The organism is Vibrio sp. 2130-1 (assembly GCF_033339515.1).
In genome coordinates this window covers 1-13,824 of record NZ_JAWOUT010000013.1, presented here as the reverse complement: position 1 = coordinate 13,824, position 13,824 = coordinate 1, and the positions used below count along the sequence as shown (strand labels likewise).

Sequence of the window (13,824 nt, the reverse complement as noted above, 5' to 3'; positions counted from 1 at the left end):
TAGGCCCCGAACGTCCAGTTGTTATTGAAAAAATTGAGGAAGGTAGGCTTTATTTTCTTCTAGTAATTGTTTTGTTATTTCTTTAGCTTTTGGCACATTAACCACGGTACGGTTAAGTGTGAGTGCATTAATCAGCTTTTGCTGACTTCCTTCGTACCAAGCATCCACGACTAATTTCTCGTAACCAAGTTGGCTTTCAATCATGGCTTTTTGGAAGGTTGGGATTTTTCCTACAGTAAAAGCTTTCGGTCCATCACTAGTTAGCGCAGCTGGAACTTCTACCATGGCGTCATTTTGTAAATTTGTAATAGCACCATTATTCGGTACGATGACGAGATACACATCGCTCAAGTTGTAGGCTAGCGAAGCCGCGACTCTCACCATGTATCGACCATGGATATCGGCATGCAGTGTTTCGTGCTTCGTGGTGCCCGCTTCAATTATTCTTGCGTTCAATTCGAACACTCGTTTCTCACGGCCGTTAATTACCTGCCTTGCGCGAGTATTATTGATATCCTCTTTCACCACCATTTTTTCAGGGTACAAATAGTATTGAAGATACGTATTCGGCAAAAACTCTGGATTATCAGCAAGCATTGTTCTCATGTTTTTGAATGTGGCTTGCCACGATGGGTCATCCGCTATTTCCGCATCAACCGCACTGATCCCTTCTTTTAGGATGATATTTTTAATTTTATCCGTTAAGTCTTCACCCTGTTTGTTACGAATTTTGGTAAACCAGCCATAGTGATTAAGCCCAAAATATTCAGGAACAAAGTCCCAAATTTCACATCCTAACAATTGCGCATAGCTGACCATAATCGCTGCTGGCATATCACAAATATTTAGAATTCGCTTATCATGCGGAAATTCACGATTTAAAGCTTCAGCGACAATTGCCGCCGGGTTGGTGTAATTAAGAATCCACGCATCTGGACACGTTTGTCGGATCTCGTTCACTAGCTGGATCATGTCGCCGATAGAGCGAAGTCCATATGCCATTCCTCCCGCGCCACATGTCTCTTGCCCAACACAAGAGTTGGATAGCGGGATTTGTTCATCGCGCTCGCGCATGGCCAACCCACCAGTGCGGATCTGGATAAAGAAAAAGTCCGAATCTGCGAATGCGACAGATTTATCCGTTGTATAAACAAACTCTTCAACTTCTGGATAGTGTTCTCGCAATAGAATTTCAGTAGCTAATGCATTCGACTCTTGGCGTTTCTCATCTATGTCGTAAAACACGACTTTTGCGAGTGGAAAGTTATCTTTTTCGGCAATAAGGCTGTTCATCATACCAAGTGTGTATGTACTGCCAGCACCAACAATCGTTAATTTTTGACGTTTCATTTCGCTACCTCAAATGTTTATCCTGAAAATGTATAAAATAAGTATTAATACTTTTATGATACATTTAAAGTATAAGCACAAAGATACGAGATAAAAATCACACAAAGATCCTAAGGAAAAGTATTAACTACATCTCAGATCACATTCTTGCTATCATGATCCAAGACTTAGCGAGGTATTATGAAACCCAAATACATAGACATTGCGGAACGATTAGAAAAAAAGATCAAAGATGGGGAACTACAACCGAAATCGATGCTTCCAAAAGAGAGTGATTTGCAAGAAGAGTTTTCCGTAAGCCGCGTAACCATCAGAAAAAGCTTACAAATTCTGGTCGACAATAATTTAATTAGTCGGACAAGAGGTAGTGGAACTTATGTAAACGATCTAAAAGCCCAACATGATGCCTTACATTTGCTGGGTTTTATCGAGGAAGTCAGTAAACAGGGGAAAACGCCTAGCTCTCAAGTCATAAAGTTCGAACTTAAAAAACCGAATGAACAGGTTGCTAAGCAGTTAAATCTCTCGCCCAATGATGATACATATGAAATACATAGACTCAGATGTATTAATGATGAGCCTGAAATTTACGAAGTCACTCATATGCCAGCAGTGTTATTTCCAGACTTGAGCATAGCCATAATGAATGGTTCTAAATATGAGTACATTGAAAATAGCAAAGGATTGAAAATTGCGAAAAGCAGTCAGTCTGTCAAACCGTATTTGTTAGATGCAGAGACGGCCTCATACCTGAATGAATCAGAAGCTTCCCCTATTCTAAAAGTTGAGTCCACTGGCTACCTAGAAGATGGTCGTGCATTTGAATATACCGTCAATTACTTCCGACTTCATCAATACAGCTTCGAGTTTATTTCAACTAGGACGTAGTACTATTCGACGCTAATGGTTAATCATTGCGCCAAATCTTATATCCGACCTCTCGCATTGCTCTGCCGAGCAGGTGGGAGGCGACTGGCGCAGTGAGAACGATAAACAACATCGTACCGATAACCCGAGAGATCACGGTAACTTCAGGGAGTGAGAAAGCGACCGCTAATAACAAGCAGCTCACTCCGACAGTTCCAGCTTTGGTCGCTGCATGCATTCGGGTATACAAATCAGGAAGCCTCAGGACACCTAGACTTGCAACCAAGGTCAACAATGTTCCTAAGCATAAAAATAGTCCAATCAACACGTCCATTATTCTTTCTCCTTTCTTTTAACGATCAAACGTGCAAATGCGATCGTGCCGAGAAATGCGACCAAACCTAATGTAATGGCGATGTCTAACAGAGCGTCCTCACCGCTGTCTAAGGTGTAAACCGTAATAAATCCGATAGTGATAAATGAAATCAGATCTAACGCCACAACTCGATCAGCTAGCGTTGGTCCTAGAATTAAACGAGCAAAAGCCATAACAAAGCTGAGTAGTAGCCCAGAATAGGCAAAAGTGACCGTTATTTGCAGCCAACTATCCACGCGTCACCTCCAAAATTCGATGCTCTAACCCATCTTTAATTCCGCGAATAACCTCTTCATGTTCAGGTGCAAACATGGCATGAACGATAAGATACTTTTTATCAGCCGTAACATCCAAACTAAGCGTGCCCGGTGTTAAAGAAACCATGTTCGCCAGTAATGTGATTTCTAGATCAGAATCGACCTCCAGAGGGACATAAACGATATCAGGCTGACTCAAATGAGTAGGTGTCACGACGTCCCACACCACTTTCGCAACCGATATAACCATTTCATAAGCGAAGTACATCAATAACTTCAATGCAGATGCAAAACGTTGAAAATAGCTCGTTTTCAATCCAAATGGTTGACTCAACCTTAAAGCAAAAAAACCGACCGTAAATCCGACAACAAAATTCAGACTCGAATAGCTGCCATTAAGCATCATCCACGCTAACGCTAAGAAAAAATTGAGGAATAGATAGATCATGTATTTCCTCCTAACACCACTCTGATGTATTCAGTCGGATTTAACAGTTGTTCTGCAGCTTGAACGGAAAATTGATAAAAAGGCTCCGCCACTAAGCCAATGATTAGCGTCAACGTCGTCAATACAATAATTGGAACGCAGTACAACCAATGTACTTTGGCCTGCAGAGTCTGTTCTGGCTTCTCTCTAAATGGCTTTTTCCAAAATGCCTCACTCCAAATTTTCGTCATCGAGTAGACAGTAAGCAACCCCACCAATAACGCGGTACCTGCTAACCAGTAATATTCAGCCTGTATGCTCGACTTGATGACCAATAGCTTTCCCCAGAAACCCGATAGCGGTGGAAAACCGGCCAGAGAAAACGCAGGCACAAGAAACAAGAACGCCAACCAAGGCATAGCTTTATATACCCCACCCAAATGTTCAAGTTGACTAGAGCCATATTTGCGCTCGATGAATCCACCTATTAAGAACAAATTCGCTTTTACAATGATGTGATGAACAATGTAGAAAATGGCACCGGCTAAAGCTAAGGGAGTGTAAATAGCCAACCCCATGATCATATAGCCTATTTGGCTAATAATATGAAAAGAAAGAATTTTCTTAATGTCGAATTGGCTAGCCGCTCCTAAAACGCCCGTTAACATGGTTAGCCCTGCGACCCAAATTAACGTCGGTTGCCAGCCACTCTCGGCGAGCGGAAATACTAAGGTGAAGACTCTTATCAACGCGTATACACCGACTTTAGTAAGCAACGCGGCAAACAGTGCCACCACACCGCTTGGCAACGTGTGATAAGAAGCGGGCAACCAAGCAAATAAAGGAAAGAGTGCCGCTTTAATAGAGAAGGCAAACAAAAACAGCGCGGACAGCATCATGTTGATGCTCAATTCATTTTCCCCTACTTTGGTGTAGAGATCGGCCAGGTTCAAGGTGCCCGTTGCGCCATACAACAAGCCGATAGCAAGCAAAAATACCAGCGTCGAAATCAGGTTCAACATGACGTACTTTACTGCACCATCAACTTGAGTTTTCGTTGCATCTAACACCATTAAACCAAATGATGAAATGAGCATGACCTCAAACCAAACGTACAGATTAAAAATATCTCCAGTCAGGAAAGCGCCATAAACGCCAGCAAGCAACATGTGCATTAACGCATGGTAATTGCTATAGGAGGGCTTTCGGTGAAGGTCCGCCATCGCGTAGAAAACACATATCGCACCAATCACCGCCGTTATCATCACCATAGCAACGCTGAGGTAATCTGCGACAAACACGATACCAAATGGCGCACTCCACTGACCAAAAGCAACGGCTTGAATACCATTACTTATGATGTTTTCTGTGAGAAAGCCCGCAACGAAAAGGTTCGAAATCGCACTTACACCGCTCAACCACTCAACACTTTTTGTTGAGCGACGGACGAAGAAGATAGTCAACGCCGTACTCAGCGAGAGAACAACCGGTAACGTAAGCAAAATCGAACTCATTGACCCTCCTCAGAACGTTGCATTTCATCGACGTTTGCAGTTCCAGTGTCTTTATAAGCTCGATAGAACAGCATTAAAGCAAAAATAAGTAGTCCAAAACCGATGACTATCGCAGTTAAGATAAGCGCTTGAGGTAAAGGATTTGCCGCGCTATCTGGTGGTAAAAGAGCATTATCGCCAATCAATGGCGGCTCTCCGGGCGTCAGCCTTCCAGCGGTAAAAATAGCAAGGTTAACCGCACTACTGAGTAACATGATGCCGAACAAAAGGCGCAAGATATGCTTTTCAAGCATTAAATAAACACCTGCTGCGACAAATACTCCAACGACAACACTCCAGACTATTTCCATCACTCTAGCTCCTCATTAATACGAAGCAGCATACCCATCACGCCACCTATAACGGCAAGGTAAACACCAACATCAAAAACCAATGGCGTCCCTAGTGGTATCACGTCTTTCCACCACAGTCCGGTCAAAAACGGTTTATCAAACGCAAAGCTCAAAGCACCAGAAACTAAGCTCAATGCGATGCCAGATAACGCAATGAGAAACGGTTTGAAATACAACCTAGAACGAACGTATTTCGGTGATTCCGCGAACATGAGAAGTGATAAACCAATAACGGCAATCAACGCACCAATAAAGCCACCACCCGGTTCGTTATGACCACGTAACAACAGATACACTGAAAATACGAGCATGAGTGCCGAAACGATGTGTGCCGTGGTTGCAAAAATTAATGATTGGATACGATTTTGCTTTTTCGCTCTTGTCTTAAGCAAACTCACTGCCGCAATCCCAGCAATAACAACGACGACAACTTCTCCCAATGTATCAAATGCGCGAAAGTCGACCAGAATAACGTTAACAATGTTTCGCCCATGTCCACCCGGGACACTGTTTTCTGCAAAGAAATCTGACACCGAAGAGTCCATCGGCTGAGACGTGATTCCTAACAAAAGTAAAGTAACCGAAACACCTATCACACCTGCTATGCAAATATTCGCTACTTTACGTTTTATTGAATGCTTGGGCACGGTGGTTAGACGTGGCATATGACGCATTAACAATGCAAGAAAGACCACCATTAATGTTTCCACTAACAGTAAAGTCTTCGCAACGTCCGGGGCGCTATAAATCATAAAAACAAGCGTGGTCATGAAGCCAATCATACCAAGCGCAGAAATCGCAAGAAGTCTTGCGTGGGACAAAGTACATACGAGCGCAGCACCAATCAACAATAAGGCAATACCAATCTCATAGAAAGTGACACTTGAAAGTTCGCCAACCAAAGGCAGAGGAATAAGCGCTACCTGACTCAGTAACGCAACGGCAAGTACCGTGAAAAATAATAGGACATAGCGACTCAATTTCTTTTGCTGTAACCGCGCCGTTTGCCACTTCGCCACTGTCATCATGCCATCTAATAGTCGTTCAAAAATATTCTCCGCTTTGGGGACGAATAGATGTAACCGCTGAAAAAATGCAGACACAGTAGGATAAACACGGTACACCACATACCCCAACGCTAACGTAATAACGCTTAACACTAACGGTACATTCACGCCATGCCATAGTGATGTCTCTTTAAGAGCTGCTGTGGGCAGAATGTCAGCAGAGCCCGGAAAAATAATATTGCGATCTAACCAATTTAAACCGAATAACGGGACCAGGAGACTGCCAAGTGCCAGGAGCAAAGGCGAGATCCACATGGCTTTTTTTGTCTCAACTGGCTTAGTTTCAATCGGCACGAGATCACGGCGAGCAAAGAATGGTCTCGCAATAAGCATAATGGTTAACGCGACCATCAGTATATTCACGATTAATAGTACAAAGGCGATCCAATTATTGAGCTCTACTGCGGACTTATACATGTATTCTTTGCTCAAAAAGCCTAACAACGGCGGGAACCCCGCTTTAGACAATGCAGCCAAACTCCCCGCAACCATGCTGATGACGAGAACTGACTTCAGGCCGTACAATTGATCAATATCTCGTGTTCCTGTCGCTTTGTCGATATTACCCACCACCATAAACAGCGCAGCTTTATAGAAAGAGTGAGCGAGAATAAACATCAATACTGCACTAACGGCCAAATCTGTGCCCATACCTAGTAATAATGTTAATTTACCCAAAGCAACATTCGTGCTGTAGGCTAGCATCAGCTTCAAGTCAGTTTGTTTTAATGCGACAAATGTGCACCAAATGGCCGTGATACTCCCAGTGATGACTAAAGCATAAAACCAGATCTCGCTGTGGGCATAAACTGGCGATAAACGTGCTAATAGGTAAATGCCTGCCTTTACCATTGTTGCCGAGTGTAAATACGCACTGACCGGAGTGGGAGCTGCCATCGCGTTAGGTAGCCAAAAATGAAACGGGAATTGCGCAGATTTAGTAAATGCACCGAGTAGTATGAGCACTAGAGATGGGATAAACCATTCATGCTGCGCAATAGTGTCTGCCTGCTCGATAATGGTATTTAGCTCATAACTCCCAGCCATTGCTCCCAGCAAGATAAGACCAGCTAGCAACGCTAGTCCACCAGCACCGGTAACAATCAGCGACTGCAAGGCGTTTTTCCGAGACGTTTTATTTTCGTGATTAAACCCGATCAGTAAGTAAGAAGTGATGGTGGTGAGTTCCCAGAAAACAAATAACAACAGAATGTTATCGCTCATCACAATCCCTAGCATGGCAAGCATGAATAGGGTTAGATACAAATGAAAGGAAAACCGGCTATCACTTTCTCGTAAATAAGCCAAAGCGTAGATTTGAATCAGTGCGCCAATCCCACTGATCAGTCCCGCAAAAAGAAATGAAAGACCATCTAATCTAAAGCTAAGGTTGATATCGAGGCTTGGTATCCATTCCGCATTCCAGCTCACGCCTACAGGAGTATAGATATAGAAGAGAAAAGAGAAGATTAAAACTGGCAGCGCAGGGAAAATCAGTAAGACCAACTGATTATCTAGGTTTTTCGGCAGGTTTTCTTTACCCGTTATGTTATTCAACATCGCAGCCCATTCGTTATTATAAGAAGATACGCCCTATCCGGCGTAAATGACAAACTCCACTGTATTGTTTTAGCCCAAGCGCTTCAAAAACGATCATGAAACCAAGGGAAAAGTAGCAAACAGTAATCACTGAGTGCTACTTAGAGGAACGCCGATACAAACCGCTATTTGCTGTCTGCTACGGCATAAGAACGTAGGTCACTACTTACGTGTTCTTGGCTGAATGTATATGGATTATCGTCATCAGCTAACTCGAATGCATCGTAGGTGCAGTCACCGATATCATTTCTCGGACAAACATAAACATTCGAACGTTCTATCATTTCTGTGTGGCATTTCGGGCATAGGTTTTTCATGTCACTCTCCTCTGATAACTTATTGATACATTGATAATTCCATGTTCTAGAGATCCATCTCCCTCCTTTACCTAAAACATCACTTAAACCCAACTTTGTTACACCCCAATTACTGAATCGGTGAGACAAAACCATCGGGCTTAAGAGCGACCAAACTACAGTTAATCGATTGCAAAATATTTTCAGCCGTATTACCAATGACATAGCCAGATATACCAGTTCTCGCTAAGGTTCCCATTACCAGCACGTCTACCTCAATACTCTCTACGTAATCTGGAATCTTTTCGTCGGGTTTTCCATGCAGGTGGTGAATCACAATTTCACCTGTAATCCCAGACTCCTCCAACAGCTTTTGCAGAGCTTGTTTATGATCGGCTTTTGCTTTGTCGAGTTCATGTTTCAACTCAGCATCATCGACTTGAATCCAAGCGTTACCATTTAGGTAGTTTTCTAAGTAATACTCCCAGCAAGAAATCACGTGTAAACGACTATCGCAGGTGTCGGCAATCGAACGCGATAATTCGAGTAAACGCACGGCTAATGAGTGCTGTTCATCGCTTGCCGTTAATGGGTCGATAGCCACAGCAACACGGCGCTTATCTCTTGGCTTATCAATTGGTCGGTGCAACCAAAGCGGACAAGGGCATTTTCGTAACAGAGTCATATCAATAGCTTTGAAACCCTCAGCACCTTCACCGAGCGGTTCAGCTTCTTTGATGATGAGATCTTTGTTATCAGCTAATGCTTCTTTAATAATACAGACAGCGGGCTTTTCACTGCTTTTCACAGTAAGAGGAAATGCGAGATCCTCTTCAGAGAGTCCCAGCTTCTGTCTGTATTCGTGAATACTTTGTTTGAGGGAGTCTTGCAGCGATTGCTCATAACTTTGCTGATACTGGATCATGTCTGTTGGGAAATCAGGACACGCTATTAGCCCTGAGACAGGCACTTTGTTGCTAGATGCAATCCTCATCGCTTGTTCGAGGGCGTCACTATGGCCTGGCAATCCTTGTGTTGCAAAAAGTATGTTTGCGAATCGTTTCATACACACCTCCTTGTTTGGTTAAATATTAACCATCCACAAAGTATAATACCTAACGGATAATTGTAACGGCTTGTGACGTTGATGAAATCAATTCTCATTAAGAGACGGATATTGCTTCATTTTGTTTTACGTCACACTCTCCTTTCTTCACAACTATCGCCTTCGACCTAAATAAATTCCGCTACCTAAAATTGAGACCAAATAAAAACCCAAATTACTCAAAGTTTTTTCTCACCTTGAGTAACTTGGGTATAAGCAATAACACACTTAGTGTCCGGATTTAAATGGATGACCTAAATTTTCACGCAACTTAGTTTAAAGATGCCATCTCAATCACGAATCGATATGCAAAGTTTTACGGCTTTAGTGACCTAAAATCGCCGTAACTCAATGTTAAGGTTGTTGTTTTGTCGGTGCCAAAGCAATTTCACGAACACATACACCTTGCGGTTGCTGATAAGCAAACAGCACTGCTCGTGCAATGTCGTCTGCTGCCAACACGCCGCCCATATCCACCTTCCAGGCGTCATAACCATCTTTAATATCTTGAGACGTTGTATGTGAAAGTAATTCCGTTTCCACTGCACCAGGTGCAATCGTCGTAACGCGAACATTCGATGACGCAACTTCTTCACGTACGTTTTCAGAAATAGCATGAACCGCAAATTTGGTACCGCAATAAGCAGCATGATCAGGGAATGTTTTCTTGCCCGCGATAGAGCTGATGTTAATGATCGTACCACTGTTACGTGCTTTCATAGGTGCTAGGACGGACTGCATGCCATTGAGCAAACCAATTACGTTCACATCAAACATGCGCTTCCACTCCGATGCTTCCTGAGTATCTATCTGACCTAGAAGCATAACGCCTGCGTTATTTACAAGTGCATCTACCGGACCATACAACGCTTCAGCTTTCTCAATTGCAGCCTCAAAAGAAGCTTTGTCGGTCACATCTACCTTTTCAAAAAGCGTATTTGGTAAGTTTAATGCTTCCAAACGTTCTACACGTCTTGCTAACAAAAGAAGAGCATGGCCCTGTTCACTGAAGTGACGTGCAATCGCTTCACCAATGCCTGAACTAGCGCCTGTAATAACAATTAACTTTTTCATTTTGAATCCTTAATCGAACGGTTTACATCAGTGGCGGTAAGTTTAAGAAAACTTTGTTTGTTGATATATACCGACCTAGTTGAAACACTGTTGTTATACTGCAACAATACTTTTTTGAATTATGAAGAAATCATCATGCAAACACACATCAACCTTGCGGATATTCGCTCTTTCGTCCTAATCGCTCAACTAGGAAACTTCACGAAAGCAGCAGAGCAACTTGGCGTTTCTCGCTCACACGTTTCACGTCAAATAACAAATCTGGAGCAACAGATTGGTGTCACTTTGCTACAAAGGACCACTCGAACACTGAACCTCACCGAAGCAGGCAAGGTTCTGTATAAACAGTGTGAAACTGCCCTTCACAATATTGATCAAGCTGTTATGGCAGTGGTTGATGATGTAGAAGACTTAAGAGGTGACATTCGTATCAACTGTGTGGGGGGCTATTTAGGAGAAGACGTTGTCGCAGATATCGTTGCTCAGTTTCTAATCCAACACCCACAAGTGAGCATTAACTTAGATTTTAGTAGCCATCGTGTCGATTTAATCGCGGATGAATTCGATATCGCTTTTCGAATGGGAAAGTTAGACGACTCCAACTTTATCGCTCGCAAACTGATCGATGTGGAAATGGGGACATACGCAAGCCCAAACTATTTAGAAACATATGGCTATCCTTCGCATCCAAAGGACTTAGAAAAACACGTTTGTTTGACAGGTAGTGTGACACGGTGGGCATTTGAGAACACGAATACAAAGCAGTCAACGGAACACCAGATACGTGGACAGTTACGATGTAAGAGTGGCAGAGTAATGATAAAAGCAGCCTTGGCGGGAAATGGCATCATCCGTGTGCCAGCACTTTATTGTCAACAAGAACTCCAGACAGGCAAGCTAAAAGAAGTGTTTACCAATTGGAGCATTCCGAGTGTGGAATTTTCACTCCTTTATCATCACGACCGACATCAACCAAAACGCATCCGAGCCTTTGTTGATTTTACCACGCAATACTTTCGCAAACTGCAGAGTAAAGACAAGTAACCTGCACGTTGGTACCTGTCTATGTATGCTTTATAGGCTGAGCCTGTGAACCTGGGGGTTGTTCTAGAAAGAGTGTGAGCATTTTGACGCTTAAGGCTTGGTTTTCATAAACGTCAGAGGTGTTTGTCCAGTTTGCTTTTTGAAAAAAGCAATAAAAGCACTGTCAGACGAAAACTCCAGCCAATCGGCAACTGCGCTGACTGGCATGCCCGTTGATAACAATTCAACTGCTTTTAAAAGCCTCCACTGTTGCCGCCAATCTTGATAATTCATACCCGTTTCCGACTTAAATAATCGTGTTACCGTCTTGGTGCTTGCCCCAACTTTGCTTGCAAGAGTAGTAAGCGAAGGAGCTAGAAATGAAGGTTCAACCAACTCTCGACGAAACGTTGTTAAGCGCCGATGCGATGGCAAAGGCAACTGAAACGAATAACGTTTCGCAGCATAAAACTCCTCCCAAAAAAGCGCCGTCGTATTTACCATCTCGCTGCTAGGCTTATCCCACTCCCAAAATGACATTTTATCAATAAGAGCTTGGAGTAAATTATTCACTTCTATCATCGTGATCTTACTCGGACAGGCAAACTCCTCACAATCAAAATACAAAGATCGATACGCCACCACATTCGTCATTAGTGCGCGATGCGGCGTATTAGGTGGGATCCAAACCGCCTTTGTCGGTGGCAAAATACAAATCGAGTCTTCCAGAGCAAAACTCATACAACCTTGAGGTGCGTACAATAACTGCCCTTTTTTGTGCTGATGCATACCTGAGTCGTGCTTGCCAATATCCGCAGCAATTCCCACTACACAATTAGAAATTTTGTCTGCATCAAATTGTGTTTTTTCGTTAATAAGCGCCATTTTGTCCGAATGTTGATGTATTTGGTTTTTATGTTGTTATTAGATCAATCATAGCTTCATTTATACTGCCCGCCAACTTCATTAACGATGGGTAACAATATGAATACTAAGCCCTCTTTATGGCTCATGCTGGTTATGTTGATGTTTCCGCAAATTGTAGAAACCATCTATAGCCCAGCGTTGAGCTCAATCGCTCTATCATTTGATGTAAACCACGCACAAGCAGCCCAAACATTGTCGATTTACTTCCTAGCTTTTGCCATTGGCGTTGTAGTTTGGGGAGTTCTCGCAGATAAACTGGGAAGAAGGCCCACCATGCTTATTGGGCTCTTTATCTATGGCTGCGCATCTTTACTCGCAACTCAAACCGAAAGCTTTGCTGTTGTCATGGCCGCGCGAGCCCTAAGCGCATTTGGTATCGCGGTAGGATCCGTTGTCACACAGACCATGCTTCGTGACGCGTTTGACGGTCAAGAACTGAGTAAAGTCTTTAGCTTAATGGGGATGGGTATATCAATCAGCCCGGTAGTTGGCATGCTATTAGGCGGGCAGCTTACAGCGCTTGGTGGATACCGTTACGTGTTTTTTGCCTTGTTTTTAATCGCGTTAGTATTGCTCGCTTATAACGTTATTAAGCTTCCTGAAACACAGAAGGAACAGACACCAGTACGGTTGCATCAACTTAGCTGGGAAATGGTAAGAGACGCGCGAATTTGGCGCTCAGGATTATTGGTTGCTTTGTATAACATTGCTCTATTTTCTTATTACCAGCTTGGCGCATTTACTTTCTCAGCACTTGGGTATAACTCCGAACAATTTGGATACAGTGGCATGGTACTGGGGTTAGGCACTCTGCTTGGGAGTTATTTAAACAAATCCCTAGTGTCCAAAAATGTTCAAAAAAGCCAGCTACTTTGGTTCTCAGCAATATTGATTAGCGTTGGATCAGTCGGTGTGTTGATTCTGAACCAATCAATCTGGTTTGTTGCTCCAATGGTGTTAGTCGTCATGTCTTACGGGATTGCGATACCCAACATACTCAGTGATGCACTCGTTAATTATAAACAACAGGTTGGCAGCGCAGGCGCTTTATTTGGGCTCATGTACTACATCATGATCGGGACGGGATTAGCGATGGCTGGAACAGTACAAAACTTAGGTGTCGTTCTATTATCATGTAGCTGTTTAGCGATTTTATTAGCGTTTTCTAAAAGGCAAGTTCATACCAACTTGTGACCAGATACTACGCATTGCTTGCCTAATCTTCCGAAGATTGGTCTACATCTTTTCTAACGGTTAACTAAAACGTAAATAAAAAGCGCCTGTCGGCGCTTTAATTATCCATAGATCTTATTGCCATGTTGGCTCACCGTACTCTTCACAACGTTGCTTGTCGTAATTTTCAATGCGCCCGCGTTTACCTACAAACTGAACCTGAACAACCATTCCAGCTTCAACATATTCACTGAAATAATCGCAAGAAACACGAAAACTAGTATCGCGTATAACAATTGGTGGCGTTGTTGCTCAAATCGAATTGAACCTTTCTAGGTAGTTGCGATCTGATCTCATATCAATGATTGAACGAGCAA

Annotated in this window: 14 protein-coding genes; 3 read left to right on the top strand and 11 right to left on the bottom strand. The window is 43.0% G+C overall.

What is annotated here, in order from left to right; all coding sequences use genetic code 11:
* Positions 1-21: 21 nt before the first annotated feature.
* Positions 22-1,350, bottom strand: coding sequence for a 6-phospho-alpha-glucosidase (locus tag R7Q09_RS18065; RefSeq protein ID WP_151515680.1), 1,329 nt, complete (start codon positions 1,348-1,350; stop codon positions 22-24).
* Positions 1,351-1,530: 180 nt separating this feature from the next.
* Between R7Q09_RS18065 and R7Q09_RS18060 the strand changes: the two genes are divergently transcribed.
* The gene (locus R7Q09_RS18060) at positions 1,531-2,238 is read left to right on the top strand and encodes a GntR family transcriptional regulator (protein ID WP_005373312.1); all 708 of its coding nucleotides are present in this window, start codon (positions 1,531-1,533) and stop codon (positions 2,236-2,238) included.
* Between the two features lie 19 nt (positions 2,239-2,257).
* Here R7Q09_RS18060 and mnhG read toward each other — a convergent pair whose 3' ends face one another.
* The 9 genes from mnhG to R7Q09_RS18015 all read right to left on the bottom strand — a co-directional run bounded on the left by mnhG (position 2,258) and on the right by R7Q09_RS18015 (position 10,324).
* On the bottom strand, positions 2,258-2,551 hold the full coding sequence (gene mnhG / locus R7Q09_RS18055; protein ID WP_005373314.1) for a monovalent cation/H(+) antiporter subunit G: 294 nt from the start codon (positions 2,549-2,551) through the stop codon (positions 2,258-2,260).
* On the bottom strand, positions 2,551-2,829 hold the full coding sequence (locus R7Q09_RS18050) for a cation:proton antiporter (RefSeq protein ID WP_005373317.1): 279 nt from the start codon (positions 2,827-2,829) through the stop codon (positions 2,551-2,553). The genes mnhG and R7Q09_RS18050 overlap by 1 nt, the downstream gene beginning before the upstream one ends.
* A complete protein-coding gene (locus R7Q09_RS18045; RefSeq protein ID WP_104976188.1) occupies positions 2,822-3,298 on the bottom strand; it encodes a Na+/H+ antiporter subunit E in 477 nt (158 codons plus the stop codon). The genes R7Q09_RS18050 and R7Q09_RS18045 overlap by 8 nt, the downstream gene beginning before the upstream one ends.
* The gene (locus R7Q09_RS18040) at positions 3,295-4,791 is read right to left on the bottom strand and encodes a Na+/H+ antiporter subunit D (protein ID WP_005373322.1); all 1,497 of its coding nucleotides are present in this window, start codon (positions 4,789-4,791) and stop codon (positions 3,295-3,297) included. The genes R7Q09_RS18045 and R7Q09_RS18040 overlap by 4 nt, the downstream gene beginning before the upstream one ends.
* On the bottom strand, positions 4,788-5,141 hold the full coding sequence (locus R7Q09_RS18035; protein ID WP_017633704.1) for a Na+/H+ antiporter subunit C: 354 nt from the start codon (positions 5,139-5,141) through the stop codon (positions 4,788-4,790). Before R7Q09_RS18035 ends, R7Q09_RS18040 begins: the two co-directional genes overlap by 4 nt.
* Complete coding sequence (gene mbhE, locus R7Q09_RS18030; protein WP_318071068.1) at positions 5,141-7,810, bottom strand: hydrogen gas-evolving membrane-bound hydrogenase subunit E; 2,670 nt, start codon at positions 7,808-7,810, stop codon at positions 5,141-5,143. The genes R7Q09_RS18035 and mbhE overlap by 1 nt, the downstream gene beginning before the upstream one ends.
* A gap of 164 nt (positions 7,811-7,974) precedes the next feature.
* Positions 7,975-8,166 (bottom strand): hypothetical protein, encoded by a 192-nt coding sequence (locus tag R7Q09_RS18025; protein ID WP_005373328.1) that lies wholly within the window; start codon positions 8,164-8,166, stop codon positions 7,975-7,977.
* Positions 8,167-8,275: 109 nt separating this feature from the next.
* Entirely contained in the window at positions 8,276-9,211 is a 936-nt protein-coding gene (locus R7Q09_RS18020; RefSeq protein WP_318071067.1) for a universal stress protein, read from the bottom strand.
* Between the two features lie 393 nt (positions 9,212-9,604).
* Positions 9,605-10,324: an SDR family oxidoreductase gene (locus tag R7Q09_RS18015; protein WP_318071066.1), complete on the bottom strand. Its 720-nt coding sequence runs from the start codon at positions 10,322-10,324 to the stop codon at positions 9,605-9,607.
* A gap of 135 nt (positions 10,325-10,459) precedes the next feature.
* Between R7Q09_RS18015 and R7Q09_RS18010 the strand changes: the two genes are divergently transcribed.
* Positions 10,460-11,368, top strand: coding sequence for a LysR family transcriptional regulator (locus R7Q09_RS18010; RefSeq protein ID WP_005373334.1), 909 nt, complete (start codon positions 10,460-10,462; stop codon positions 11,366-11,368).
* 90 nt (positions 11,369-11,458) lie between these two features.
* On the opposite strand, the gene R7Q09_RS18005 is transcribed toward R7Q09_RS18010, so the two are convergent.
* Complete coding sequence (locus R7Q09_RS18005; protein WP_064376645.1) at positions 11,459-12,232, bottom strand: AraC family transcriptional regulator; 774 nt, start codon at positions 12,230-12,232, stop codon at positions 11,459-11,461.
* A gap of 99 nt (positions 12,233-12,331) precedes the next feature.
* Between R7Q09_RS18005 and R7Q09_RS18000 the strand changes: the two genes are divergently transcribed.
* Positions 12,332-13,468, top strand: coding sequence for a multidrug effflux MFS transporter (locus tag R7Q09_RS18000; RefSeq protein ID WP_318071065.1), 1,137 nt, complete (start codon positions 12,332-12,334; stop codon positions 13,466-13,468).
* Positions 13,469-13,824: the final 356 nt, after the last annotated feature.

Coding starts and splice junctions, on each gene's coding strand:
- R7Q09_RS18065 (WP_151515680.1), bottom strand. CDS start 1,350: ATGAAACGTCAAAAATTAACGATTGTTGGTGCTGGCAGTACATACACA.
- R7Q09_RS18000 (WP_318071065.1), top strand. CDS start 12,332: ATGAATACTAAGCCCTCTTTATGGCTCATGCTGGTTATGTTGATGTTT.
- R7Q09_RS18010 (WP_005373334.1), top strand. CDS start 10,460: ATGCAAACACACATCAACCTTGCGGATATTCGCTCTTTCGTCCTAATC.
- R7Q09_RS18060 (WP_005373312.1), top strand. CDS start 1,531: ATGAAACCCAAATACATAGACATTGCGGAACGATTAGAAAAAAAGATC.
- R7Q09_RS18020 (WP_318071067.1), bottom strand. CDS start 9,211: ATGAAACGATTCGCAAACATACTTTTTGCAACACAAGGATTGCCAGGC.
- R7Q09_RS18005 (WP_064376645.1), bottom strand. CDS start 12,232: ATGGCGCTTATTAACGAAAAAACACAATTTGATGCAGACAAAATTTCT.
- R7Q09_RS18045 (WP_104976188.1), bottom strand. CDS start 3,298: ATGATCTATCTATTCCTCAATTTTTTCTTAGCGTTAGCGTGGATGATG.
- R7Q09_RS18035 (WP_017633704.1), bottom strand. CDS start 5,141: ATGGAAATAGTCTGGAGTGTTGTCGTTGGAGTATTTGTCGCAGCAGGT.
- R7Q09_RS18040 (WP_005373322.1), bottom strand. CDS start 4,791: ATGAGTTCGATTTTGCTTACGTTACCGGTTGTTCTCTCGCTGAGTACG.
- R7Q09_RS18015 (WP_318071066.1), bottom strand. CDS start 10,324: ATGAAAAAGTTAATTGTTATTACAGGCGCTAGTTCAGGCATTGGTGAA.
- mbhE (WP_318071068.1), bottom strand. CDS start 7,810: ATGTTGAATAACATAACGGGTAAAGAAAACCTGCCGAAAAACCTAGAT.
- mnhG (WP_005373314.1), bottom strand. CDS start 2,551: ATGGACGTGTTGATTGGACTATTTTTATGCTTAGGAACATTGTTGACC.
- R7Q09_RS18025 (WP_005373328.1), bottom strand. CDS start 8,166: ATGAAAAACCTATGCCCGAAATGCCACACAGAAATGATAGAACGTTCG.